Below are 24,305 nucleotides of genomic sequence, written 5' to 3'. Positions count from 1 at the left end.
CGTCCCCGGCCGGGACCGCACCGGCCCGACCCCTCCCAGGAGAGTTCCCTTGCCCCTGATCGAAGTGACCCTCACCGAGGGCCGGGACCCCGCGCGGCTGCGCGAGCTCATGCGGTCCGTGCACGAAGCGGTCGAGACCAGCCTGGACGCCCCGGCGCGGAGCATCCGCGTCATCGTCCGCGAGGTACCGCCCACCCTGTGGTCGGCCGGGGGCACCACCCTGGCCGAGCAGCGGGGCCTGGATCGTCCCGACACCGAGCACGCGGCCAACGGCGCCGCTGTCGGCACACCCGCTCCGGAGGGGAACTGACATGGCTGGGGCACAGTCGGACGTCGAGCTGTTCGGCCACGTCATCGACGGCGAGGAGATCAACGCCGGGGACAGTCCGGGCTTCGACAGCGTCGACCCCTACACGGGCCGCCCCTGGGCCCGCTTCCCCCTTGGCGGTGGGGCCGAGGCGGACCTGGCCGTGGACTCCGCCCGCCGGGCCTTCGACTCCGGGCCGTGGCCGAGGATGAGCCGCTCCGAGCGCCGTGCGATCCTGCACCGGCTGGCCGATCTCGTGCTGGAGAACCGCCGGGACCTGGCACTGGCGGACACCCGTGACATGGGCAAACCCGTGTCGCAGAGCCTGAACAAGGACGTTCCGCGCACCGCCGAGAACCTTCGGTTCTTCGCCGACCACGCCGCCCTCACCCCGGCCGAGCTGTACCCCTCCGACACCGGTCACCACGCCTACACCCGCTACGAACCGGCCGGTGTGGTGGTGGCCATCGCCCCGTGGAACTTCCCCCTGATGCTGGCGAGCTGGAAGATCGCTCCCGCACTGGCCTGGGGAAACACGGTCGTGCTGAAGCCCGCTGAGGACTCCCCCGCCTCGGTCACGATCCTGGCACGCCTGGCCCTGGAAGCCGGGATGCCGCCCGGGGTGCTCAACGTGGTGCACGGCTACGGCCCCGACTCGGTGGGGTCGGCGCTGACCGGCCACGCCCGGGTGGACCGGGTCACCTTCACCGGTGAGAGCGCCACCGGGACGGCGGTGGCGCGCGCGGCGGCCACCCACCTCACCCCGGTCAGCCTCGAACTGGGCGGCAAGGGCGCGAACGTGGTGTTCGCCGACGCCGACATCGAACAGGCGGTGGAGTGGTCGGTACGCGCGGCCTTCACCAACGCCGGGCAGGTGTGCCTGGCCGGGTCGCGGCTGTACGTGCACCGGTCGATCGCGGACGAGTTCACGCGCCGCCTGTGCGAGGCCGCCGACCAGTTGGTGCCCGGGGACCCCAAGGACCCGGCCACGCTGCTGGGCCCGCTGTCCTCCGAGGCGCACCACCGCAAGGTGTCGGGATACCTCGACTCCGTGGCGGAGTGGGGCGGCACCGTGGCGACCGGCGCGGCGGGGCCGGGGCTGTTCGTACGCCCCACCGTGGTCACCGGCCTGCCGAAGGAGGCACCGCACCGCAACGAGGAGGTCTTCGGACCGCTCGTGACGGTCACCCCCTTCGACACCGAGGACGAGGTGGTGGCTGAGGTCAACGACAGCCCCTACGGGCTCAACGCCATGCTGTTCACCGAGAACCTGTCCCGGGCCCACCGCGTGGCAGCCTCCCTGAGGGTGGGCACGGTGTGGGTGAACTGCTTCTTCGTCCGCGACCTGCGCGCGCCCTTCGGCGGGGTGGGTCGTTCCGGCCTGGGCCGCGAGGGCGGTGCCCACAGCCGCGAGTTCTTCACCGAGCCCAAGGCCGTGGTGGTGCGCATCGGCGAGGACCCGGGGGCGGACGGGGCCGCCTGAACGGCCCCGTCCCGCGAACCGCCCCCGGCCGGGGCCACTCCACACCCTCCGGCCGGGGGTTTGCCGTGTTCCCACGCGAGACCGCCCGCGGGGGCTCACTCCCGGGTGGTCACCCTCTTCGGGGGCAGCGGAACGAAGGCGCTGGTCCGGGCGACGTACTCCGACCAGCCGGGTCGGCCGGACATGTGCTCGTCGAGCAGTCGCTGGCCCGAACCACGGGTGAGCAGGTAGGTCATCAGCAGGGGCGCGGGCAGGGTGAGCAGGACCCACCAGGACCCGGCGGCGACCAGGAACAGGCCCCACCACACGAGGGCGTCGCCGAAGTAGTTCGGGTGCCGGGTCCAGGCCCACAGTCCCCGGTCCATGATCCGGCCCCGGTTGGCGGGGTCGGCCTTGAACCGGGCGAGCTGGGCGTCGCCGACGGACTCGAACCCGAATCCGGTGAGCCAGACCAGCACGCCCAGGAACGCCAGCCAGCCGAGGGCGCCGGCGGTGTGGCCGGCGACCTGCAACGGGAGCGAGATCAGCAGGAGGAGGGATCCCTGAAGCAGGTAGACCACCCGCAGGGCATACAGGTTCCGGTTGCCCGGGGCGTTGGCGAGGAACCGTTCGTACCGGGGGTCCTCGCCCTTGCCGCGGCCGCGCAGCCCGATGTGGACGGCCAGTCGCAGACCCCACACGGCGGTGAGGGCGGCCAGCAACCAGGTCCGCGCGGGGTCACCGGTCCCCGTGACGGTGGCGACCACGGCGGTGGACACGGCCACCCCGGCGAAGCCGAGCCCCCAGGCGACGTCCACGACGCCGTGGCGTCCCACACGGACCGCGACCGCGAAGGTGGTGAGCATGACCGCGCACACCACGACCGCGGTGACCGCGAGGTTGAGCAGGAAGGCGGTGAGGGCGGTCATCGTGTCGCCACCGCCTCGGCGACCGGTTCCGCGCTGGTCTCGTCCCGGATCACCGGGTCCGGGCGGACCGCCAGGATCTGGTCCACGCCCATGCGCCCCTCCTCGAAGGCCAGTGACCCTCCGGCCAGGTAGAGGCGCCACACCCGGGCCGCCTCGGGACCAGCGAGGGCGACCAGTTCGTCGAACCGCCGCTCCAGCACGTCCGTCCAGGCGCGGGCGGTGCGGACGTAGTGCTCCCGCATCGCCCGCACGCCCCGCACTTCGAGTCCCGCGTCCTCCAGGAGGCCGACGGTCTCACCGAGCGGACGCATGTGCATGTCGGGCGCGACGTAGCGCTCGATGAAGGGACCGCCACCGGGCTGGGATCCGCGCCGGGACATCTGCTGGACCAGCAGGGAGCCACCGGGGCTCAGCAGACCGTGGAGCTGGCGGGCGAACGGCGCGTAGCCGTCGCGGCCCACGTGCTCGCCCATCTCCACGGAGGCGACGGCGTCGAAGCCTCCGGGCCCGAAGGTGTCGTGGGCGACGTCGCGGTAGTCGAGCAGGCGCACGTCGACCAGCTGTTCGAGCCCCTCCTCCTCGGCACGCGCGAGCACGTGGTCGCGTTGCCGGGCGGACAGGGTGAGCGCCGAGACGTGCGCCCCGTACCACCGGGCCGCGTGGAGGGTCAGCGATCCCCACCCGCACCCGACGTCGAGCAGCCGGTCCCCCTTGTTCAGGCGGAGGGTGTCACAGATCAGGTCGAGTTTGGCGCGCTGGGCGTCGGCGAGGCTCTGGCCGGGATCATCCCCGTCCCAGAGCGCGCACGAGTAGGCCATGGTCTCGTCGAGCAGCAGCTCGTAGAGGTCGTTGCCCGCGTCGTAGTGGTGGGAGATCGCGGCGGCGTCCCGCTCCCGTGAGTGGCGCCGTCCTCTGACGCGCGCCTCGGAGACCGGAGGGGGCGGCGGCGGTCCGACCACGCCCAGGACCACGGCCGTGCGGGCGATCCTCGCCCAGGTGCGCGGACCGGGGACCGAGGTGCCGTGAGCCTCGACCGACGCCCACACCCTGCGCAGCGCGTCGGTGAGGTCCCCCTCGACCTCCACGCCGCCGGTGACGTAGGCGCGGGACAGCCCGAGTTCTCCGGGGCGGGCCAGGACGTGACGCAGGGCGTCACGGTCGCGGACGGTCACGCGCGGGGCGTCGAGCGGTCCGGTCTCGCTGCCGTCCCAGGCCCGCAGCCGGACCGGGAGGACCCCGTTGAAGAAGGCGGCGGCCAGGGGGCCGAGCATGTGGGCGACGCCCCGGGGACGCGGGTGGGTGGTCGTCATGCGGCACGCTCCATGGTGATCTGTTCGACGTCGATGAGCCCGGACCGGAACCCGGCCTCGCAGTAGGCCAGGTAGAAGGTCCACATGTGGCGGAAGGTGTCGTCGAAGCCGAGCGATCGCACCTGTTCCGCCGCCCCGGCAAAGGTCTCGCGCCACACGCGCAGGGTGTCGGCGTAGTCCCGGCCGAAGGCGAGGCGGTCGGTGATCCGCAGTCCGGTCCGGGCGGCGAGCTGTTCGCGGATGGCGGTGACCGAGGGGATGAGTCCGCCGGGGAACACGTACTTGTGCATCCACGTGTAGGAGCCACGGGAGGCCCGCATCAGGCGGTGTTCCATGGTGATGGTCTGGAGGGCGACCCTTCCGCCCGGGCGGACCAGCCGGTCCAACGCGGCGAAGTAGTCGGGCCAGTAGCGCTCACCGACCGCCTCGACCATCTCGCAGCTGACCACCGCATCGTGGGTGCCGGTGGCGTCCCGGTAGTCGCACAGCTCCACGGAGACCCGGTCGGACAGTCCCTCGGCGGCCACGCGCTCACGGGCGAGGTCGCGCTGTTCGGTCGACAGGGTGAGGGAGGTGACGTGGGCTCCCCTGCGGGCGGCGCGCACGGCCAGTTCACCCCATCCTGTACCGATCTCCAGCAGCCGGGTGCCCTCCCCGACCCCCGCGGCGTCCAGGAGCCGGTCGGTCTTGCGTGCCTGGGCACGGGCCAGGCCGTCGGCGTCACGCGGGTCGTCGTCGGTGAACAGCGCCGACGAGTAGGTCATGGTGCGGTCGAGGAAGAGGGCGAAGAGGTCGTTGGAGAGGTCGTAGTGGTGGCTGATGTGGCGACGGGCCCCGGCGCGGGTGTTGCGGTCCGAGGACGGGCGGCGCGGCAGCGTGAGGTGGCGCAACGGCTGGAGCGGCTTGGGGACCAGCTCCTCGTAGTGCTCGGCGAAGCGGGTGAGCACGGCGACCGGGTCGGGTGAGTCCCACTCCCCCGCCATGTACGACTCCCCGAACCCGATGAGGCCGTCGTGGGCCAGGCGGGCGTGGAAGGCGTCGGGGTCGCGCAGCCACAGCACGGGGGCGCCCCCCTCGGCGAGCTCGGCGGGCGGTGCTTCCTGGCCGACGTGCAGGCGGATCCCCACGGCCGGGACGGCGCGGGCGGCGATCAGGCGGGCCACGGCGGTGCGCAGTCGGCTGTCGGGGACCCTGGCCACGTCGGGCCAGCGGCGCGGGTCGATGGCGCCGGGTGGGTGGGGGTTGGTCGCGGTCATGGTCGTGTTCCTCGTGGTTGGGGATGGCCGGGACTGGGGCGGGCGCTGTCGGGAGCACGCGTGCGGTGCCCGCGCTCCTCGGTGCGGGGGCAGCCGGGCTCGGGGCGTTCCCGGATCGGGAGACCGCGTAGGTGGAGCCAGACACCGTGGACCCTGATGCGGGCCGCGTTGACCAGCGGCGCCAACGGGTGGCGCACGGACAGGCGGAGCAGCTGGGCGAGGGTCGCGGGGCGGCGACGGCCGCGCACGGAGGCTGTGAAGGGAGGGCGGCCCTCACGGTGGAGGGCGACAGTGAGCGCGAGCCGTTCGCCGGGCTCGGGCAGGCTGAGCCGGTACTCGCCGTCGACCTCGTTGAACGGGGAGACGAACAGGTCCTTGGGCACGCTGGCCCGCCCCCGCTGGTCCGGGTGGAGCAGATAGCGGTGGCGGTCGCCGTAGGTGTTGTGGACCTCGGCGACGACCACCCGCGGGGAACCGTCGGGGTCGTGGCACCAGTAGACGGTCAGCGGGTTGAAGACGTGCCCGAACACCCGGGCGTGCGCGAGCATGAACACCCGGCCGCCGTTCAGGTCGATCCCGTGTTCGCGCAGGTGGTGGACGATGTCGGCGCGCAGGGTCGCCGCACGGCCGTCACCGTGGTCGGCGGGGTGGAACCCCGCCAGGGCTCGCAGCGGCCACGGGAGGCGGGGCGGGGCGTCGAGGTCGACCAGCCAGTAGTACGTGCGGTGCTCGAAGGCGTGCCGGACGGGCTCGGCGCGGGCGTGCCGCACCGTGGCCTCGTACAGGGCGGGGATCACCACCGCCTCCCCAAGGCGGCGGCCGCCTCGACCCCGGAGCGGCAGCCGTCCTCGTGGAATCCCCAGCCGTGGTGGGCCCCGGCGAAGGCGAGGACAGGGGTGTCCAGGGAGCGCAGCCGCCCCTGCGCGGCCACCGACTCCGGGGTGAAGACGGGGTGGGCGTAGTCCATGGCCGCCACCACACGGTCGGGTTTGACGTCGTCGTCGGCGTTGAGCGTGACCACGTAGTCGGTGCCCTCGGGAAGGCCCTGGAGCCGGTTCATGTGGTAGCTGACCCGCACCGGGGAGCCGCCCGGGTCGCAGGAGGTCAGCCGGTGGTTCCAGGAGGCCCAGGTGTCCCGGTCCGAGGGCAGGACCGAGGTGTCCGTGTGCAGCAGGGTGTGGTTGCGCGTGTAGGTGAAGGCTCCCAGGATCTCCCGTTCGTCGGCGGAGGGGTGTTCGATGAGTGCGAGGGCCTGGTCGGCGTGGGTGGCGACCACGGCGGCGTCGAACTCCAGCACCTCGTTGTCGGTGCTCAGTCGTACCCCGTCCCCGTTGTGGGCGAGGGCCCGCACGGGTGTGCCCAGGCGGACGGAGTGCAGGCCCGCCAGCACACGTTCCACGTAGGTGTGCGAGCCGCCCTCCACGGTGCGCCAGCGCGGGGAACCCCAGATGCCGAGCATGCCGTGGTGCTCCAGGAAGCCGAACAGGTGGCGGGCCGGGTAGTCCAGGGCGGTCCCGGCCGGGCAGGACCAGACCGCCGACACCAAGGGCAGGAGGAAGTGCGCGGTGAAGTAGGGGGAGAAACGGTGCCGGTCCGCGAACTCCCCCAGGGTGGGGCCGACCACCGTGCCCCCGGGATCGACCTTCCGGGCCACGGAGACCAGGCGACGGGCCGCCTGGTGGAAGCGCGGGATGTCGAGGAGCATGCGGACGTGGTCGGCGCTGCGCCGGGACCCGCTCGGCCACAGCGCGCGCGCACCCCGTGCGCCCGCGTATTCCAGACCGCATCCCTCGCAGCTCACCGACAGGCTCATCTCGGTGGGCCGGGTGGCGACGCCGAGTTCGTCGAAGAGCCGCAGCAGGTGGGGGTAGGTGCGGCGGTTGTGCACGATGAAGCCGGAATCGACACCCAGTTCGCCGCTGTCCGCCCCGGGAACGCGGTGGGTGTGGGCGTGGCCGCCTGGGCGGTCGTCGGCCTCGAACAGGGTGACGTCGTCGTGCCGGCCGAGGATGTACGCGGCCGTCAGTCCGGAGACGCCGCTGCCGATGACCGCGACCCTGCGACGCCCGTTGTGGTGTGTGCTCATGCGTCCTCTCGCGAAACAGGTGTCTGGCTGACACCAGTGATTCGGAGCAGGTCGGGGAGCGGATTGGTGGTAGTTGGGAAAAAAAGATTCACGGAATGCGAGAGGGCGCTGGGACGGTCGGTCAGGGCTGCCAGCCGTGCACGCCGGAGCCCTCCTCCTTGAGTAGGAGACCACCGCTGCGGGCACCGCCAACGGCTGGAACCAGGGACGGTCCTCGGCCCGCTCGAGCCCGCTCTCCGAGCGTTCCTCCCCACCGAACAGCAGGTCGTTTCCGGAGGTCGTCGGTCTCCCGGTCCGCGTAAGGGATCAGGAGTGGGGGGTGAACGACGCGGCCAGCCCGGCGACTACGGCCCCGGCAGAGGCGGAGGTGACGGGGAGAAGGGGGCTGGAGCGGCGCCGGGGTGAATGTCCCGCCCACGGTCGAAAGGAGTCGGCCCACGGCCAACTGCCCCACGTACGAGATCAGGACGCCGGGTTTCGGTGAGGGCATGCGCCTGGAGACCGAGGCCGGGAGCAGGGCGTCCCGGGGGAGGTGACGCACGGCGGGCTGGGCCAGCACGGCGGTCCCCACCGCCAGCAGCGGCGGGAGGGGCCACTCCAAGGGGCCCGAAGCCCCTTGGGAGGAGCGGGTTCAGTGGTCGGCGGAAGCTGCGGGACGGGGGTCCAGCCCGAGCCCGGAACGCAGGTCGGCGCACACGTCCTGGCAGGTCTCGTCCCTGGTCACGACGTCCACCTCACCGCCACGCGCCCAGCGGGCGAGCTGGTCGGCCCACTCGGAGCGGGGCATGGACACGACGTCCGGGGGTTCGACCCCCTCACTGACCGCGCCCGGAGCGCCGTCGGTGAGCACGGTGATCCGACAGTCGGGGTGGAGTTCGGAGAGGTCGACGGAGAGCGGCTGCTCGGAGTGCAGGACCACGACGTGGATCGGGTCAGGGGTCTCAGTGGTGGACATGGTCGCCTTTCCTCAGGGGGGAACGCCCGAAGACCTACTCTCCCCAGCCCCCTCCGAAACGTCTTTCACCGGGCCGGAACCGGCCACCCAGGGACGACCCCGCACAGTGACGGGGATCCCACCCCAAGCCGAACAGGACAGGCTAATCTCGGAGCAGGCCCACGGAAGTTCCAGTGGTGTGAACCACTGAGCCGTGGCGCTCGGGGGCGACGTCCCTTCCCCAGTCGTCGCCCCCGAGCACCGTCTCCCTTCCTGCCGCTTCCCAGGGCGAAGCGCGCCTTATGGACAACTCATCCGGTAGCCACCAGGCTGGCCCCATGAGACTGCTCCCTCGACTCCAACGCATCGACCAGCGCGTCTACGACCGTGTGACCCGAGTGGGCACCCCCTTCCTGGACGGCTACACGCCGAAGTTCGTGCAGAGCACCGACAACATGGCGCCGTGGGTACTGGTCTCGGCCACACTCGCGGTCACCGGCGGACCACGCCTGCGCCGCACCGCGATGCGGGCGATCGTCGCCGCCGGGCTCGCCAACGCCGGTGCGACCGCGGTCAAGTACCTGGTTCGGCGCTCGCGCCCGGACAGCTCCGCGGTGCCCACCGCGCGCGTCCCCTACCGCACCTACCTCAGCTCCTCCTTCCCCTCCGGTCACACCGCCGCCGCGGTGGGCTACGCGGGCGGTGTGATGTCCGACGCCCCGCTGCCACTGTCGGTGCTGGTGTCCGCCATGGCGGGCGCCGTGGGTTTCTCCCGCGTGCACAGCGGGGTCCACTACCCGGGTGACGTACTCGGCGGGGTCGCGGTCGGCGCCGCCTCGGCGCTGCTCTCCCGCGCGCTCCTCCCGCCCCGTCCCGAACTCGTCTTCGGCGCGAGCACCACCCCCGCGGGTGAGGCGGACGTGGACCCGGAGGGCTCGGGGGTGACCGTCGTGGTCAACCCGCGCGGCGGCGACACCGGAGTGCCCACGCTGACCACCGCCGACACCACCACCCGGGTGGCCCGCCAGCTGCCCCGGGCGCGGATCGTTCCGCTCTCCGCCGACGACGACGTCGCCGCGGTGATGGACGAGGCGGCCCGCGACTGCGAGGTACTCGCGGTGGCGGGCGGCGACGGGACCGTCAACGCCGGGGCCACGGCGGCGCTCACACACGACCGACCCCTGCTGGTGCTGCCGGACGGCACCCTCAACAACTTCGCCCGCACCCTGGGACTGACCTCGGTCGAGATCGCCCTGCGCGCCTACGCGGGCGCTCGGCTGGCACGGGTGGACGTGGGCGAGGTCGACGGGCGCGTCTTCCTCAACACCTCGTCGTTCGGGTCGTATCCGCGCATGGTGGAGGTGCGCGACCGCTGGGCGGACCGGATCGGCAAGTGGCCCGCCTTCGCGCTCGCCCTCTGGCGCGACCTGCGCGAGGTCCAGCCCACCCCGGCGCTGGTGGACGGGCGCCCCGTGAAGGTGTGGTGGGCGTTCGTGGGCAACTGCCGGTACCGGACGCACGCCCGGGTGCCGGGTCTGCGGGAGAGCCTGGACGACGGACGGTTGGACGTGCGGGTGCTGCGCGCGCGCTCACCCTTCCCCCGACTGCGTGCCCTGGCGGACGTCCTGTTCGCGCGGACGGTGTCCGGGGCGGGCTACACCGAGCGGCTCACCGAGTCGCTGACCCTGTCCATTCCGGACGAGCCCCGGCTGCTGGCCGTGGACGGCGAGGTCGTGGAGGGATCACCAGAGGTGGTCTTCCGTAAGCGCCAGGGGGCACTGCGGGTGTTCGTGCCACTGCTCAACGGCTGAGCCGGGGCGGGCCCGCCCCGGCTCAGAGCTCCAGACCGCGCAGGATCGCGCCGAGGTCCCGCCAGGCCTGCTCGGTGTCGGGGCCGCGCAGATGCGGGGCGGCGAACCAGTCGACGAACTCCACGACGTCCTGGAGCGCCCAGCGCAGCCGGTACAGGGTCAGGAGCGCGGGGTCGGGCCGGTGCCCGGTGGCCTCGGTGTAGCGGGCGAGTTCGTCGGGGTCGTCGGTGACCAGCCACAGGTCGCGTTCGGGGACGGCCAGGCCCACGGTGTCCCAGTCGACAAGCAGCGGGCCGGACCCGCGCCACAGCAGGTTGCCGGGGTGCGGTTCGCCGTGGGTGGTGACCGCCGGCGAGCCGTCGACCTCGGCGGCTCGGTGGCCGAACTCGTCCAGACGCTCCCGCAGCACGGCGCCGTGTGCGGAGAGCAGTTCGGCGGTGGGCCCCGCGAAGGGGCCGCGGTCACCGATCCCCTCGGGGTCGGCGGTGAGCCCGGCCAGCCGGGCGGCTCCGTCCAGGGTCGGCGGGGCGGCCCGGACCTCGGCGGGCGGGGTGCGCCCGTGAAGGCGGGCGAGGGTGTCCAGGACCCGGTCCCGCTGTTCGGGCGTGAGCTCCTGCCCGTAGCCGCCGGGGGTGCCCTCCGTATGCGGGAACACGCTGAGCGCGTAGCGGTCGCCGATCCGCCGGGCGGTGGCGCCCCCGGTGGAGCGGAGCGGGGCCACGACGAAACCGAGCCCGTGCACGTCGTGCAGGTCCGCGGCGGTGTCCATGGCCCGGCGCAGGTTGCGCAGGGCGGTGTCGGGGTCGCCGCCGAGGAAGGGCTTGTGATGGAGGTCCGCCAGGGTGAGGAACCAGCGACGACCGGAGGTGTCGGTGGCGCTCCAGTGGTGGTCGCCGAACCCCAGGGGGACGTGCGTCAGCACCTCCGCGTGGATGCCCCAGTCCGCCAGGGCGTCCTTGATCTGGTGTTCGTCGAAGTCAACGGGCCTGTCCAACATGGCAGTGAAGCTAACACCCCCGCGCCCGTCGTGGCACGGAGTTTTCCGTGCGCCGCACCCTCCCCTGGAGCGCGTGGCGCGAGGCCCGGAGGGGCGCCCCGGGTCACTCGGTCTCGGCGACCTTGAGGAACCGGGCGAAGCCCTGCTCGTCGCCGGTGATCCGCAGCGCATCGGGCTCGGCCCGTCCCCAGAGGGTGAGCAGCAGATCGGAGGCGGTGCCCTCCACCGTGGTGCTGGCCCGGGTCACAGCGTGGCTGACCCGCCAGTGCTGGCCGGTGTGGTCCACCGACCACGAGCGGTCGACGTCGGTGGCGGTCAGCAGCACCGCACCCGTCGGGCCCACCGGTTCCCTGGGCAGGTCCAGCATCTCGGCCAGGCCGAGGAAGAAGGTGAGGAACTCGTCCACACCGTCCGAGGCGACATCGGAGGGAAGCGGAGCCGGGCCGCCGATCGCGTTGAGCATGTCCCACGCGTGCACGGCGGTCTCCTGTGCCATGCGTCTGTGGATGAAGGCACCGTTCTTCTGCGGGGACCAGGTCCAGCGCGGTTCCTCCGGGTCCAGCGCGGTGAGGGCGGTCAGGGTCTCGGCCAACCCCTCCCGGTACCAGTGCAGGAGCTTCTCGTCGTCGGGGCGCTCCGGCTGCGCGTACCCGTCGGGGTCCCGGAACTCCCCGGAGGCGATGGCCCTCCAGAAGTGGTGGGTCTCGCCGACGTGCCAGACCAGATCGGAGACGTTCCACTCGGGGCAGGTGGGCACGTGCGCGTGCGGCCTGCCCTCGGCGGCGTCGGCGAGGAGGGTGCCACTCTCGCGAAGGACCGTGAGGTGTCGAGGCGTGTCCATGTTGGGAAGCTAGCACCCGGCGTTAACCGAAGTCCGGTTTTCCACAAGCTGGATTCTCGAAGAATCGGATCTCTGTGAGCGTGCGGGGCCTGGTCACGGGGCCAGGATCTCCCGCCAGGTCGGTGGAGGCGTCGAACACTCCGTTGAGGCGAGGGGCCGAGCCGCTGCCCGGCTCGTGCCCCGGAGCACGCCCACGTCGATGGGGGTGTCGGCCCGTTCCGCCGGGGCGGCGGCCGGTTCGGCGACGGCCCGACTCCTCCAGGGTCGACGGACCGGCCCCTCGTGTCCGGGGCCTCCGATTGCGCCGCTCGTCACGGAAACGCCCCGGACCGTCACCTGACGAGGGGATCGCCACGAGACAGGCCGCCCGCGCGGGTGAGAGCACCCTGGAGGGCGCGCGCACCATCGATCCGGTGAGTTGGGCGCGTGGGCGGACGCCGAACGGCCGTCACGAACCCGCACCGGGCCCGGGCCGACCTCACCGGTGAGGCGAAGGACCTGGCCCGGGTACCCGCCGACACCGTGGAGTGGAACCGAGGACCGATGCGCACCTGCCCCGACGACCAGGGGACGGGGGCACCGGAATGTCGGCACCCACCGATAGTTTCGAACCAGTCGACACGGCCTCCTCCCGGAGGCAGGTACCCCTCCCCACCCCTGCCTGGCACCCGTCTCCCGCACGTGTGCCCGGATCCCCGATCGTCGAAGGGCGTCCCATGACCAGCACCCGCACCTACCTGGAGCTCTCGGAAGAGGGCGGCGGCGCGCACAAGTTCTACGAGGTGACCGTGGACGGCACCGACGTCACCATCCGCTACGGGCGGATCGGGGAACCCGGACAGTCGCGCACCGCGAGCCACACCACCGTCGCCAAGGCCGAGGCCACGGCCGCGAGGAAGATCGCCGAGAAGAAGCGCAAGGGGTACGAGCCCGCCGTGGTCGGGGTCCGCAAGCGGCGCGCGGTGACCAGGCGGACGATCGTCAGCCAGAGGTCGACCGCCAACCTGGCGCCGGTCCTGTGGCGGTTCCGTTCGGGCAGCCCCGCCTTCGGCATCTTCGTCGACGACGAGCGCTGCTGGGTCGGCAACGAGCGCGGGGACGTGTACACCCTGTCCCACCAGGGCACCGTCACCGCCCGCTACGGACTCCCGGACGGCGTCAAGTGCATCGTGGCCGACGACTTCTGGATCTACGCGGGATGCGACGACGGCAAGGTCTACGACCTGGGTGCGAAGATCCCGCACGTGGCGTACGAGATCGCCGAGGACGTGGACATCTTCTGGCTGGACATCCACGACGGGGTGCTCGGTGTCTCCGACGTCGCGGGCCAGATCACCGTGATCGACCACGAGGACGAGTTCCAGTGGTCCCGGCGCAGCGCGGGCAACTCCGCGTGGATGGTCCGCCACGACGAGTCGGGCGTCTACCACGGGCACTCCCGGGGCGTCACCATGTACGACGCGGGCACCGGGAACGAACGCTGGTCGGTGCCGACCAGTGGCGCGGTGCTGTTCGGTTGGCAGGAGGGCGACGAGGTCTTCGCCGCCACGGCCCGCAACTCCGTGGACCGCATCGGCAAGGACGGCGTACACCGCTCCACCTACCGCTGCGACGGGGCGGTCTTCTCCTGCGCGGCCTCCCCGGACGGGCGGTACGTGTTCGCGGGTGACAACCACTCCTCCGTCTACTGCTTCTCCAGGGACGGGCGGCGCCTGTGGAAGCTGGCCACCGGCTGCGGCTCGGCCTACTCGATGCAGTTCCACCAGGACCGTCTGTACATCGTCACCACCGACGGATCGTTGGCCTGCGTGGACGCCTCCGAGGAGGCGATCCTGGCCGCGGAGCGGGGCACCGTCCCGGAGCCGGTCAGCGTCAAGGCCCCCTCCTGGGACGCGGTCACCCCCGCCACCGAGCTGGAGACCGTGCGGACCAGCGAGCTCACCGACACCGACGGGATCGTCGTCGAGTGCGTGGACGAGGGAGGCCGCCTGCGGGTCCGTGTGGTCTCCAACGGCTTCGACCCGTCCCTGCGGGTGCAGTTCCCCAAGGACATCCGCCGGGCGGGAGCCCGCTACGTCGTGAACGAGGTGCTCACCTCGGGCAGCGGCGACTTCTACCGCGTCAGAGGCGACATCCGCCGCCTGGGATAGCCCCTGCCCCGGGCATTCGCCTGATGCCGCGCACTGAGTTCGACCGGGGTGATTGCGCACGGAACGCCGGTTTCCGCCTGGGCGGGAATTAGGGAGGAGAATGACAATAGAGCCAAAACGGCCCTGGTTCGTGAATGCAGACGCAAGGGGACCCTTTTCACACGGGCCCCCTTGAGAATCAGGCGCATCATGCCGCCACGCAGATCTCCGGGTCGGGGCCGCCGACGGGCTCGCTCGCCTTCTCGAAAAGGGAGGGGAGGAGAATCGGCGGCCCGGGACCGCACCATGCGGCTGATGTCCTCCTGTCGCTCCAGCGGGCTGTCGAAGTCGTTGGGTCAGAGGGAGTCGCACTCACTGATGACACGCTCGCACGCGAAGGGCGCCGAACCATGAGCTGCCCGCGACCGAACCGGCGCATTGGTGACACCACGCGTTCACCGCCCCGACGAGAGTGACCGAAGTCGACCCCGTGGTTCACTCCGCCGCGGTGACCCGGATCTTCGACTGCCCGTGCGGGCGCTCCTCCCAGTCCTCCATGAAGCGGGCCCGGAGCCCGTGCTTCTCCGCGAGCGCGACCAGGGTCTGCGTGCGGTAGTAGAAGTCCTCGTGCAGCACGTGGTGCTCGGTGCCCTCGGTGCGGTCGAAGGTGAAGTCGAAGAACCCGCCCGGGGCGAGCACGCGGCCCACGTGGCTCAGGCACTCGTCGATGACCTCGACGGGCGAGTGCGAGAACACGCTGTGGGCGTGGACGACGTCGAAGGAGTCGTCGGGGAGGAAGTCGAAGGTCAGGTCCTGGGTGAGGGTCAGGTGCGGCAGCTTGTGCTGGAGTCCGCGCTCGGCCAGGACCTTCTTGCCCGCGATCAGGATGTCCGGGGAGATGTCGATGCCGTAGTAGCCGCCGGTGTCCAGGTAGTCGATGAACCGCCACCCGGCCCTCAGGTTGCCGCAACCGATGTCGAGCATCCGGTGGCTGGGCTTGAGACCGTGCTCGACCAGGTAGTCGAACTGCATCTGGCCCAGGGCGAGCCAGCGCTCCTCGTTGCGGCTGCCGACCGCCGCCTTCGGGTCCCGGGCCGCGTCGGAGGCCATCACCGCGCGGTAGTAGGAGACGTGGTCCCGGTGTGTGAGGCGCAGACGCAGGTCACGTGCGGACCGCAGGACGTGGGGCGCTATCCGGCCCGGATTCCGCAACGCGTAGCGGATCCGGTGGACCAGGGAGGAACGGTCCGTGGTGAGTTGCTCAGTGCTCTGCTTCGGCATCGGTCGCCCGTGCTTCCGTTCGGTCGTCACGCTGAAGGTGGCATCCCATCACGGGGGGACTGGGTTCGCCAAGAGGGCGGGTGGCGCGAATCGGGGCCACCTTCGGCCACGTCGCCCCCGGGTGTTCCCACCCCGGGGCTGGATCGCGCGGTCTCGCCATCACTCCCAGAGTCGGTGAAATCACCGCAAAATTGCGCCAAGTGTCCCCCTTTTCTCTGTTCGGCACCTTTGTGGGTGTTTCGCTGTCTCCAGGAAGCGAACACCGGAACGAGCGCGGAGACGGGGGCGCGATGGTGAACGAGAGCACGGAGCTACGCCACGCCAGGTCACGAGGTCCACGGAGCAACTGGGTCCCGTTGGGGGCCACGGCCGCGGTGGTCGTGGTCCTGACGGGGGGCTGGGCCCTGGTGAACGCGGCGCTGCCCTCCTCCGAGGCGGTGGAACCGGGGCAGGCCGTCACCCTGGGGTCCAGCGAGGGCTACGGGGCGTCGGTGACCTTCGACGAGGGCTGGGAACTCGACACCGGGTCCAGCACCCTGGGCCAGCAGCTGCGCTTCGTCAAGGGACCGGTCAACCTCCACATGAGCGTGGTGGAGCCGTCCGAGCGCACCGACGCCTCGGAACTCTGGGACGGCATGCGCGAGACGGTGAGGGTCAGCGACTCCTCGGCCACCCTGGGGGAACCGCAGCAGATCACCTCCGACGGCGGAGCGCAGGGCCTGACCGGGGACCTGCACATGCAGGAGCACACCGGAGTCGCGACGGTCTTCCCCTCTCCGAACGGCGGTTTCGCCGTGGAGACCCAGGCCATCGGCGCGGACGCCAGCATGGCCGATCTCGCCGACGCCGAACGGACGGTCCAGTCGATCCGGTTCGACCGGGACACGGAAGGGACCTCATGAGCCACGCACGACCCGAACCCGACGTCCCGCCCACCGCGAGTGGTCAGGTTCCCACCCCCCGGGAGTCCGACCAGGGCCACGAGGGCACCGAACACCTGACCGCGCCGCTCCCCGAACCGCATCGCACCCAACGCCTTCCGGCACTGTTCGCCACGTTGGCCCTCGCCCTGCTCTGCCTGGGCGGCTTCGTCTTCACCCTGACCAACTTCTTCGGGGCGATGTGGGTCTTCCCCACTGAGACTCTGGCCGCAGCCGTGGTGCTGGGTGTGGCCGGTGTGTTCGGCTTCTGGGTCCTGCGGCGGATTCGTCCGGTCCGGCCCCCGAGCTTCACGTTCTCGCTCCTGGCCGTGCTCTGGGGCCTGACCGGGGCGATCGGTCTGTCACTGTTCTCCAACACCCAGTTGATGTCCGCGTGGTCGCGGCTGGGCGGCGTCGAGTTCGGTTCCGCGTGGGGAGCGGCGCTGACGGCACCGCTCAACGAGGAGTTGCTCAAGACCGCCGGGGTGGTGCTGATCGCCGTGATGGCCGCGCGCGTGGTGCGTGGCCCCGTGGACGGTTTCGTCATGGGCGCTCTGGTGGGGTTGGGCTTCCAGCTCGCTGAGGACTTCACCTACGCTCTCAACTCGATCATGATGCAGGGGGCCACGGACGGTGTCGCCTCGGTGCTCCAGACGCTGTTCCTGCGGGTCGGTCTCACCGGTCTGGGCTCACACTGGGCGATGTCGGCGATCGCGGGTACCGCGGTCGGCCTCCTGGCCGCCTCGGCCTGGCGACCCACCCCGGGCAGGGCCACCGGCGCCCTGCTCCTGTTCCTGTTGGCGATCGGCGTCCACTGGCTCTTCGACGCTCCGCTGTTGGAGGGCCTCCTCGGCGTGCTGTTCAAGATGCTGGTGGTGTTCCTGAGCGCGCTGGCCGTGTACTTCGTGGCGCGGCACGCCCATCGACGTCGGGTTCGGGAGTCCCTGGCCGTGCAGGGCGAGGAACTGGGCATGCACCGGTCAGCGGCGGTCGCCCTCGCCAGTCGGCACGGTCGGAACCGCGAACTGGGCCGGGTGGCGGCGCCGGAGCGGCCCGTCGTCCGCGAACGGCAGGACCAGATGGTGGCGACGGCGGAGGATCGGGCCTCGGAGTACCGGGGCTGAGTCCGTCGGTTCCTCCGGGCCCCAGGGACCTCCGAGGACCCGAGCACCTCCTGGAACCCGAGCACCTCCTGGAACCCACGAGCCCCCGGTGCGGCGCAGGCCCGCTCCGGGGGCTTCGCCGTGTCCGCTGGGCTGGCACCATCGGGGCATGAGCGAAGCCACCGTCCGACCGGCCCGACCCGAGGACCTGCCCGGCGTCGCCGAACTGCGCTGGTCGTGGGAGACCGAGGTGCACGGAGCCCCGGACCTGCCCCTGGCCGAGTTCACGGCCCGGTTCGTCGACTGGGGCTGGGACCAACGGGACACCCACCACTGCTTCGTGGCGGTCATGGACGGGGCGGTGGCCGGTATGGCGTGGCTGGCGGTCACCCCGCGTGTCCCGCAACCGCGAGCGTTCGAGCGGGCCTCGGGCGACGTGCAGTGCGTCTACGTACGCCCCGAGCTACGGGACCTCGGCCTCGGCGGACAGCTGATCCGGGCGGTGCTGGGTCTGGCCCGCGAACTCGGGCTGGAAAGGGTGAGCGTCCACTCCAGCGACCGGGCGGTCCCCGCCTACGCCCGGCACGGCTTCGCCGTCTCACCGGTCCTTCTCCAGTCCGACCTCAGAAACAACGGCGACAAAGGCCCCTGAATTCACTGCGGCCGCTTTCCCGCACCACTCACCCAGGTTCCCCGGGGTTCCTTCCCATGAAAAGTGGGAACATCCTCTCTCCCAAGCCGAAAGCCCGTGCGTACGGGACACACGGGACGACGGGAAGGTACGAGAAAAGGAAACTTCCTCCCCCGGAGCCGCGTTGACCAGCAAAGCAATCGGGGACACGAACTCCGTCGGACAGATCCTCGTGTTCCATTCACCCCTGTCGGGCAGCAGTTGCACCACGTCCCTGGCCAACGTGGCCTGGAACATCGCCAGCACCGGTCGGAGTGTTCTGCTCGTCGACTTCAACCTGCGCTCCCCCGAACTGCGCGAGTACTTCTCCCCGCTGTTCGGACTACGCGGCGGGCGTCCCCAGGGCCTGGTCGACATGATCACCGGTGTCATCGAGGGCTGCCACGACCCGGGGGCCGACCCCGCGGAGGTGTGCGCCCGCGGCGCCGACCTCAGCGACCAGGTCGAACACCTGAGCCGCTGGCCGGTCATCCCCGGCGTCCCCGAGGGCGAGATCGGCTACCTGGGTCCGGGCACCCACCACGCCGCCCGGCTCACCCAACTGGACACCATCCACGGTTCGGGGTTCGCCCGCGGCGAGCTGTCCACGCGCTTCCTGCGCGAACTCCGCGCGGCGCTGGCGGACAGCGGATACGACCACGTCCTGGTCGACACCGCCCCCGGCAACGGGCTCCTGGGGCGGCGCGTCGCCACCGTCCTGGCCGACCAGGTCGCCCTCTGCCTGACCCTCAACACCACCGCCATCCAGAAGTCGGCCCGCATCGCCGCCGAGCTGCGCGCCGAGGCACCGCACGTTCCGGTCCGGCCGATCCTGACCCGCGTGGACCTGGAACTCCCCAACCTGGACGAACTCCGGGACCGCGCGTACGAGACGTTCTCGTCCTGGGTCGAGGGCTCCCAGGACGACCCCTGGCAGTACTGGGGTCGGGCCGAGATCCCCTACAAGGCGAGGATCGCCGAGCGCCTCACCCTCACGGCCTTCCTCGAACGCACATGGATGCCGAGCTCCCTGTTCCACGCCTACGAGCGGCTGACCTCCATCCTCACCGGCGGCGCGGTCCCCCGGGGGCGTCACCTCACCCAGGAGCAGAGTGAGCAGGTCAGGCTGGTCTTCGAGCAGATCCGGCACGGCGCCGTCGCCTCGGTGATCCTGCTGGCCGACTCCCGGGACCGTTCGTGGGCGGACTGGGTCCAGCCCCAGCTGGAGTGGGTCGGCATCCGGGTGGTGCGGCCCAGGACGGCGCCGGGCGCTCCCCTGCCGGAGACCACGGCGCACGGCATCATCATGGTGCTGGTCTCGGCCCACCTGCACGGGTCGCCCGCCTTCGAGCTCCTGCACCGTCTGCTGGAGACCGCCCCGCACCAGGGCGGCAACGGTGCCCACCGTGTGCTGGGCGTGACCATCGACGAGGGCGCCCCGCCGGACGGCTTCCCCGACGCCGAGTGGATCAACCTGCGCATCCGGGAGGAGGAGGACGCCCGTGGCGCCCTGCTGGCCCGCTTCGACCCGAGGTTCCCGAGTCACCGCTCCCGTGGCCCGGGGCAGGGCCCGAGCTACCCCGGGGCGCCCAACCCGGAGCTGATCAGCAACGCACCGCACGGCAACCAGAACTTCAGCGGCCGCGAGGGCTTCCTGGAGCGGTTGCGCGACCTCCTCGGGCAGGGCATGGAGGACAAACCGCCGGTGGTGCTGGTGGGGATGCAGGGCAGTGGGAAGTCGGAGATCGTCCGCGAGTTCGTCCGGCGCTTCCGCAGCGACTACGACCTCATCTGGTGGATCTCCGCGGACCGCCCGGAGAAGGTCGAGTCGTCCCTGGAGGAACTGGCGGCGACCCTGGCCGAACGGTTCCCCGACCACCGCTCCCCCGAGGCCGACCCCGTTCTGGCCGCCCTGCGGTCGGGGCGTCCGCTCAACCGGTGGCTGCTGGTCTACGACAACGCGGGGCCGCCCGGTGGGCTGGACGCGTTGATCCCGCACGATCACGGGCACGTCATCATCACCTCCTACCACCGCGACTGGGAGGCCTACGGCCACCGGCGCTGCCTCCAGGTGGGGCCCTTCACCGAGGACGAGGTGGTGGAACTGTTCCGGGACCGCCTCCCCGAGATCGAGGCCGAGACCGCCCTGACCCTGTCGCGCCGACTGGGCCACCTGCCCGCCCAGCTGCACCGCGCGCTGGAGTGGCTGGGCTCGGGGCAGCGCCTGGACGGGGCCGCCGAGGCGGTCGTGGAGTACACGCGACTGCTCGACGAACGGGAACCCTCGGTGGTGCGGGGAGCCGGTTCGTTCGAGGAGCGGCTGAGCAGTTCCCTCGCCCTGGACGAACTGGAGCAGTACCACCCGGCGAGCCTGTGTCTGATCCGGCTGGCGGCGCACCTGTCCGCCGACGGGGTTCCCGAGGACCTGCTCCGGTCACCGCGCGCGGTCAGCGAGTATGCCGGGGCCGACCCCCAGTACCGGACCGGCCGGGTCAACTTCAACCACGTCCACTTCCAGCTCACCCGGGTCCTGTTGATGGACTTCGACCGCCAGCTGAAGATGTTCTCGGTGCACCCGGCGGTGCAGGAGGTGGTCCGGGACCGCATCCCCGCCGAGGAGCGCGCGGGGGTCCGCGAGTCCGTGCGCCAGGTGCTGGCCTCCTACGCCCCGCACGACGAGGAGGCGGACGACCCCCGCCACGACCGCCGGTACCAGAACCTGCGCTGGCAGATCGCCCCCTCCGAGGCCAACCTGAGCGGGGACGACGAGGTCCGCCGGTGGCTGGTCAACCAGGTGCGCTACCACCACCGCAAGGGCGAGTTGGAGGCGGCGCTGGACCTGGGAACCCCGCTGCTGCGCACGTGGACCGACGCCTTCGGCGAACGCGACCGGCTCCGCCTGCACCTGGCCACCCAGTTGGCCAACGTGCACCGCTCGCGCGGCCAGCACCGCGAGGCGGGGCGGCTGAACGCCCGCACCCTCGAACTCCAGCGGGACGTTCTGGGCGATCGGCACCCGTTCACGCTGCTGACGCGTCGTGGCATGGGCGCGGACCTGCGGGCCCTGGGCCGGTTCGGGTCGGCGCTCGAACACGACAGGGAGACCTACGCCGCCTATCTGGCCGGTCGCGGTCCCCACCACCAGCACACCCTCCTGGCCGAGCACAACCTGGCGCTGTCGCTGTCGGCTGCCGGAGACTACGCGCAGGCCCTGACCGTCGGCGAGCGGGCGCACCGGGTCACCCGGGAGATCCTGGGCCACCGCCACCCCTACACCTGGATCCTCTCCTCGGCGACCGCGACCTACCGTCGTCGCACGGGCGAGTACGTGATGGCGCACCGGCAAATCCACCAGGCGGCGCGGATGCTGCGCCGCACCATCGGGGAGCTGTCCTCTCACACGCTGCACGCGAGCAAGGAACTGGCGGTGAACGAGCGGCTCGTGGGCGACCCCGAACAGGCGCTGGAGCGGATTCGCCGAACCCACGAACAGCACCGGCACGAGTACGGCGACGAGCACCCCCGCAGCCTGGCGATGGCCCTGGAACTGGCCGCCTGCCTGGCCGCCGCCCACCGCCACGACCTGGCCCACCGTCAGGCCCGCACGTGCGTCGACGGTTACACGGGGGTGTTCGGGCAGGACCACCCCTTCACGCTGGTGGCCAAAGCCAACCTGGCCGCTTACGCCTGCCGGACCGGGCACGTCCAGGAGGCGCAGGTCCAGGCCCGGCGGGCGCACGAGGGACTGTCCGGCAACCTCCAGGTGGGTCCGGGACATCCCCTGGCGCTGGGCGCGGCGGTGAACCTGGCCAACGCCCTGGTGGCCAGGGGGGAGATCACCGAGGCCGTGGCGCTGGACGTGCGCACCCAGGAGGAGCTCCACCAGGTGTGCGGCACCCAGCACCCGCACTACGAGCTGGCCTACGCCAACTACCTGAACAGCACCGCCCGGCACATGGGCGACTCCGTCAGCGAACGCGGCCACATCGATCTGGAGGTGCCGGAGATCTGAGCACGGACATCGGTGACGGGGCTGGGCCGACGGGGTCGGGGAGGGCCAATGGTGGAGACGACGGGCGTGGAGGCGACCGGCACAGAGGGCACCGGAGCGGGCGGTACCAGCGCCTTCTTCACGAGCTACGGCGGACGCAGGGCCGACCGCGAGCACGTCCTGCGCTTCCACGCCGATCTGGAGGGCATGGTCCGTCTGCACACCCACGACCACGCCTTCGGCGCCACCGGGCCCACCCTGGAGCCGGGCGGCGGGTGGCGCTCCGAGCTGCTCAGGCACTGCGCCACCACCCGGACGCTGGTGGTCCTGCTCAGCGAGACCCACCTCAACAGCGCCTGGTGTGCCCGGGAGTGGTGGATCGTCGAGGAGCGGGTCCGCCGGTTCCGCGACGACGGCACCCCGCCCCACCACATCCTTCCCCTGGTGTGGCAGCCGCTCAGCGGGCCGCTCCCCCGCGTGGTGCGGGAGCGCCAGCGGCTGGACTGGGTGGGCGTGCCCGGTCACGCGGACGCCGGGGTCCTGGAGCTGATGCTCACCGACCCGACGGCGTACCAGGCCCTGTGCTATCGGATCGGAGCCCTGGTGGCCCGGTCCGCGGCTGTCGGCCTGCCGCCCCTGACCGAGGCCCTCGCCCGGGAGGCGGTCCCCGCCTGGGACGCGGTGGCCCGGAGGGCGGGCGGCGACCCGGACGGCCCGGCCCCGGCCCCGGACGAGGCCGCCCCTCACGAGAGAGTCACCGAGTGTGAACAGGACGGTCCCGACGCGCGCGGGACGGTCGGTGAGCGGGCCACGCGGGTCCTGCTCACGGTCCCCGCGCTGGACGATCCCGTGTGCTGGGCGGCGTTCCTGCGCAGGCTCGGCGAGCTCCGCCGGGACCGGGCCCTCAATCCCCTGTACTGGCCGGTCACCGTACCCGCACCCGAGCGCCACGCCCGGCTCGTGTCCCACCTGCGCGCCCAGCATCCGGACTCTCACGCCCTCGCCTGGCTCGCCCTCGCCGTGTCCGAGACCGCCGGTGCCCCCTCAGCCGCGGCGGCCCTGCGCGCTCTCCTCCCCCAGGGTCGGCCCTCCGTGGAGGACACCCCGACCGACCTCCCCGCACCGTGATGGAGTCTCCTTGAAGCAGGTACCCGTCCCGTCGAAGCGGCCGCGGATCGCCGTGGTCGGCAGCGTCGACTCCTCCCGCGATTACCAGCCGCCCCTGAGCGCCACCGACCAGGTGCGCGGCGCCTGCCACGAGCTCGGCCGGGAACTGGCCCTGGCCGGGTACGACCTCGTGGTCTTCGCCGACGACGAGCACTACGTCGAGACCCTGGTCGCGCGCGGGTACGCGGCCGCCTCCGCGCCCGAAGCCCAGATCATCGCCCATCCGCCCCGGCACCAGGACTACGCGCCCGACCTGCCCGAGGGGTCGAGGGTCCGTGTCACCACGATCCGCGACACCGGCGCCGAGTGGGAGGTGCCCTACTACCGGACACTGTTCGAGGTGGACGGGATCGTCCTGGCCGGGGGCGGGCGGTCCACCCGGGTGACCGGGGTGGTGGCGCTGGCCCAGGGAGTCCCCGTGGTCCCGTTGGCCGTGTTCGGCGGCGCGGCACGGCAGGTGTGGGTGTACCTGGACGGTTCCGGTGAGCACGTGGACCGCGAGGACGTTCGGGCCCTGGGCGAGTCCTGGTCACCCGGGTCGGCCCGGCGCATGACCGAGGTGCTGCGCCGGCAGATGGAGCGTCGGGCCGAACGACGGCGTCGCGAGGAACGGGCCCGGCGGTGGGGCCTTTGGCGCGAGTCGGCCGGACTGGTCGGCGCAATCCTGCTGTTGCTCGCCGCGTTGGCGTCGATCGTGCTGGCCGGAGGTCCGGGGCCGACCGACGCACTCAGTCTCACCCTGTTGTTGGCCGGGCCGATGTGCGCGGCGGTGTCAGGGGCGCTGATCAGGGACTCGTTCGGTCGGACCCCCTCGGCCCTGCGTGCCTGCGCGCGTGGGCTGGGCGCTGGCGCGGTGTCGGTCCTGCTGTACGTGGCCGCCCAGCTGCTGACCGTACCGGAGCTGCTGGTGGAGCTGGATGCCAGACGCCTGCTGTTTTTCGTGGTGCCGGTGGGGTTCACCGCCGGGTTCACCTTCGACCTCGTCTTCGAGCGTCTGCGCAGCCCCGGCGGCCCCCAGGTGGCACCGCCGCCGCCCCTCAGCACACGGAACTGAACGGCGTCACCGCAGCTCGGAGGGGGTCCGACCGGGCCATACCCGGTGCGCGGGGTC

The 24,305-nt window shown here is 71.9% G+C and carries 19 protein-coding genes; 10 read left to right on the top strand and 9 right to left on the bottom strand.

Going from position 1 to position 24,305, the window contains the following annotated elements:
- Nucleotides 1–49 precede the first annotated feature (49 nt).
- Together KBX21_RS16670 and KBX21_RS16665 are read left to right on the top strand one after the other, a co-directional pair.
- Nucleotides 50–310 (top strand): tautomerase family protein, encoded by a 261-nt coding sequence (locus KBX21_RS16670; protein ID WP_049567765.1) that lies wholly within the window; start codon nucleotides 50–52, stop codon nucleotides 308–310.
- A 1-nt stretch (nucleotide 311) separates the two neighbouring features.
- Entirely contained in the window at nucleotides 312–1,790 is a 1,479-nt protein-coding gene (locus KBX21_RS16665) for an aldehyde dehydrogenase (protein ID WP_210842456.1), read from the top strand.
- A gap of 95 nt (nucleotides 1,791–1,885) precedes the next feature.
- Here KBX21_RS16665 and KBX21_RS16660 read toward each other — a convergent pair whose 3' ends face one another.
- The 6 genes from KBX21_RS16660 to KBX21_RS16635 all read right to left on the bottom strand — a co-directional run bounded on the left by KBX21_RS16660 (nucleotide 1,886) and on the right by KBX21_RS16635 (nucleotide 8,305).
- Nucleotides 1,886–2,698, bottom strand: coding sequence for a DUF1295 domain-containing protein (locus KBX21_RS16660; protein WP_210842455.1), 813 nt, complete (start codon nucleotides 2,696–2,698; stop codon nucleotides 1,886–1,888).
- Nucleotides 2,695–4,008: a cyclopropane-fatty-acyl-phospholipid synthase family protein gene (locus KBX21_RS16655; RefSeq protein WP_210842454.1), complete on the bottom strand. Its 1,314-nt coding sequence runs from the start codon at nucleotides 4,006–4,008 to the stop codon at nucleotides 2,695–2,697. Before KBX21_RS16655 ends, KBX21_RS16660 begins: the two co-directional genes overlap by 4 nt.
- A complete protein-coding gene (locus KBX21_RS16650; RefSeq protein WP_210842453.1) occupies nucleotides 4,005–5,264 on the bottom strand; it encodes a cyclopropane-fatty-acyl-phospholipid synthase family protein in 1,260 nt (419 codons plus the stop codon). Before KBX21_RS16650 ends, KBX21_RS16655 begins: the two co-directional genes overlap by 4 nt.
- Nucleotides 5,261–6,064, bottom strand: a complete 804-nt coding sequence (locus KBX21_RS16645) for a DUF1365 domain-containing protein (RefSeq protein ID WP_210842452.1) — start codon at nucleotides 6,062–6,064, stop codon at nucleotides 5,261–5,263. Before KBX21_RS16645 ends, KBX21_RS16650 begins: the two co-directional genes overlap by 4 nt.
- Nucleotides 6,058–7,350, bottom strand: a complete 1,293-nt coding sequence (locus KBX21_RS16640; RefSeq protein WP_210842451.1) for an NAD(P)/FAD-dependent oxidoreductase — start codon at nucleotides 7,348–7,350, stop codon at nucleotides 6,058–6,060. The genes KBX21_RS16645 and KBX21_RS16640 overlap by 7 nt, the downstream gene beginning before the upstream one ends.
- Nucleotides 7,351–7,981: 631 nt before the next feature.
- Nucleotides 7,982–8,305, bottom strand: a complete 324-nt coding sequence (locus KBX21_RS16635) for a hypothetical protein (RefSeq protein WP_049567790.1) — start codon at nucleotides 8,303–8,305, stop codon at nucleotides 7,982–7,984.
- 317 nt (nucleotides 8,306–8,622) lie between these two features.
- Here KBX21_RS16635 and KBX21_RS16630 point away from each other — a divergent pair, with 317 nt between their 5' ends.
- A complete protein-coding gene (locus KBX21_RS16630) occupies nucleotides 8,623–10,095 on the top strand; it encodes a bifunctional phosphatase PAP2/diacylglycerol kinase family protein (RefSeq protein ID WP_049567795.1) in 1,473 nt (490 codons plus the stop codon).
- Nucleotides 10,096–10,117: 22 nt separating this feature from the next.
- On the opposite strand, the gene KBX21_RS16625 is transcribed toward KBX21_RS16630, so the two are convergent.
- Complete coding sequence (locus KBX21_RS16625) at nucleotides 10,118–11,092, bottom strand: phosphotransferase (RefSeq protein WP_210842450.1); 975 nt, start codon at nucleotides 11,090–11,092, stop codon at nucleotides 10,118–10,120.
- A gap of 103 nt (nucleotides 11,093–11,195) precedes the next feature.
- Nucleotides 11,196–11,933, bottom strand: a complete 738-nt coding sequence (locus tag KBX21_RS16620; RefSeq protein WP_210842449.1) for a maleylpyruvate isomerase family mycothiol-dependent enzyme — start codon at nucleotides 11,931–11,933, stop codon at nucleotides 11,196–11,198.
- Between the two features lie 716 nt (nucleotides 11,934–12,649).
- On the opposite strand from KBX21_RS16620, the gene KBX21_RS16615 reads away from it, so the two are divergent.
- Nucleotides 12,650–14,083, top strand: a complete 1,434-nt coding sequence (locus KBX21_RS16615) for a WGR domain-containing protein (RefSeq protein ID WP_049567802.1) — start codon at nucleotides 12,650–12,652, stop codon at nucleotides 14,081–14,083.
- A 474-nt stretch (nucleotides 14,084–14,557) separates the two neighbouring features.
- Here KBX21_RS16615 and KBX21_RS16610 read toward each other — a convergent pair whose 3' ends face one another.
- Nucleotides 14,558–15,343, bottom strand: a complete 786-nt coding sequence (locus tag KBX21_RS16610) for a class I SAM-dependent methyltransferase (protein WP_049567806.1) — start codon at nucleotides 15,341–15,343, stop codon at nucleotides 14,558–14,560.
- Nucleotides 15,344–15,633: 290 nt separating this feature from the next.
- Here KBX21_RS16610 and KBX21_RS16605 point away from each other — a divergent pair, with 290 nt between their 5' ends.
- The 6 genes from KBX21_RS16605 to KBX21_RS16580 all read left to right on the top strand — a co-directional run bounded on the left by KBX21_RS16605 (nucleotide 15,634) and on the right by KBX21_RS16580 (nucleotide 24,248).
- The gene (locus tag KBX21_RS16605; protein ID WP_369801053.1) at nucleotides 15,634–16,245 is read left to right on the top strand and encodes a hypothetical protein; all 612 of its coding nucleotides are present in this window, start codon (nucleotides 15,634–15,636) and stop codon (nucleotides 16,243–16,245) included.
- Nucleotides 16,242–17,387, top strand: coding sequence for a PrsW family intramembrane metalloprotease (locus KBX21_RS16600; protein ID WP_049567813.1), 1,146 nt, complete (start codon nucleotides 16,242–16,244; stop codon nucleotides 17,385–17,387). The genes KBX21_RS16605 and KBX21_RS16600 overlap by 4 nt, the downstream gene beginning before the upstream one ends.
- Before the next feature lie 148 nt (nucleotides 17,388–17,535).
- Complete coding sequence (locus KBX21_RS16595) at nucleotides 17,536–18,018, top strand: GNAT family N-acetyltransferase (protein ID WP_210842448.1); 483 nt, start codon at nucleotides 17,536–17,538, stop codon at nucleotides 18,016–18,018.
- A 163-nt stretch (nucleotides 18,019–18,181) separates the two neighbouring features.
- Complete coding sequence (gene fxsT / locus KBX21_RS16590) at nucleotides 18,182–22,048, top strand: FxSxx-COOH system tetratricopeptide repeat protein (protein ID WP_210842447.1); 3,867 nt, start codon at nucleotides 18,182–18,184, stop codon at nucleotides 22,046–22,048.
- Between the two features lie 48 nt (nucleotides 22,049–22,096).
- The gene (locus KBX21_RS16585) at nucleotides 22,097–23,155 is read left to right on the top strand and encodes a TIR domain-containing protein (protein ID WP_210842446.1); all 1,059 of its coding nucleotides are present in this window, start codon (nucleotides 22,097–22,099) and stop codon (nucleotides 23,153–23,155) included.
- A 10-nt stretch (nucleotides 23,156–23,165) separates the two neighbouring features.
- Complete coding sequence (locus KBX21_RS16580) at nucleotides 23,166–24,248, top strand: hypothetical protein (RefSeq protein WP_210842445.1); 1,083 nt, start codon at nucleotides 23,166–23,168, stop codon at nucleotides 24,246–24,248.
- The last annotated feature ends 57 nt before the right edge of the window (nucleotides 24,249–24,305 follow it).

The sequence above is a fragment of the Nocardiopsis sp. B62 genome, from assembly GCF_018070675.1.
Taxonomy (GTDB): Bacteria; Actinomycetota; Actinomycetes; order Streptosporangiales; family Streptosporangiaceae; genus Nocardiopsis; species Nocardiopsis prasina.
This window is presented reverse-complemented; position numbering and strand designations above follow the sequence as displayed.

What these genes read in the sequence shown, in the direction of transcription:
- KBX21_RS16595 (WP_210842448.1), top strand. Translation starts at nt 17,536, where the DNA reads ATGAGCGAAGCCACCGTCCGACCGGCCCGACCCGAGGACCTGCCCGGC.
- KBX21_RS16650 (WP_210842453.1), bottom strand. Translation starts at nt 5,264, where the DNA reads ATGACCGCGACCAACCCCCACCCACCCGGCGCCATCGACCCGCGCCGC.
- KBX21_RS16605 (WP_369801053.1), top strand. Translation starts at nt 15,634, where the DNA reads ATGGTGAACGAGAGCACGGAGCTACGCCACGCCAGGTCACGAGGTCCA.
- KBX21_RS16620 (WP_210842449.1), bottom strand. Translation starts at nt 11,933, where the DNA reads ATGGACACGCCTCGACACCTCACGGTCCTTCGCGAGAGTGGCACCCTC.
- KBX21_RS16630 (WP_049567795.1), top strand. Translation starts at nt 8,623, where the DNA reads ATGAGACTGCTCCCTCGACTCCAACGCATCGACCAGCGCGTCTACGAC.
- KBX21_RS16660 (WP_210842455.1), bottom strand. Translation starts at nt 2,698, where the DNA reads ATGACCGCCCTCACCGCCTTCCTGCTCAACCTCGCGGTCACCGCGGTC.
- KBX21_RS16600 (WP_049567813.1), top strand. Translation starts at nt 16,242, where the DNA reads ATGAGCCACGCACGACCCGAACCCGACGTCCCGCCCACCGCGAGTGGT.
- KBX21_RS16655 (WP_210842454.1), bottom strand. Translation starts at nt 4,008, where the DNA reads ATGACGACCACCCACCCGCGTCCCCGGGGCGTCGCCCACATGCTCGGC.
- KBX21_RS16615 (WP_049567802.1), top strand. Translation starts at nt 12,650, where the DNA reads ATGACCAGCACCCGCACCTACCTGGAGCTCTCGGAAGAGGGCGGCGGC.
- KBX21_RS16625 (WP_210842450.1), bottom strand. Translation starts at nt 11,092, where the DNA reads ATGTTGGACAGGCCCGTTGACTTCGACGAACACCAGATCAAGGACGCC.
- KBX21_RS16635 (WP_049567790.1), bottom strand. Translation starts at nt 8,305, where the DNA reads ATGTCCACCACTGAGACCCCTGACCCGATCCACGTCGTGGTCCTGCAC.
- KBX21_RS16610 (WP_049567806.1), bottom strand. Translation starts at nt 15,343, where the DNA reads ATGCCGAAGCAGAGCACTGAGCAACTCACCACGGACCGTTCCTCCCTG.
- KBX21_RS16640 (WP_210842451.1), bottom strand. Translation starts at nt 7,350, where the DNA reads ATGAGCACACACCACAACGGGCGTCGCAGGGTCGCGGTCATCGGCAGC.
- KBX21_RS16665 (WP_210842456.1), top strand. Translation starts at nt 312, where the DNA reads ATGGCTGGGGCACAGTCGGACGTCGAGCTGTTCGGCCACGTCATCGAC.
- KBX21_RS16585 (WP_210842446.1), top strand. Translation starts at nt 22,097, where the DNA reads ATGGTGGAGACGACGGGCGTGGAGGCGACCGGCACAGAGGGCACCGGA.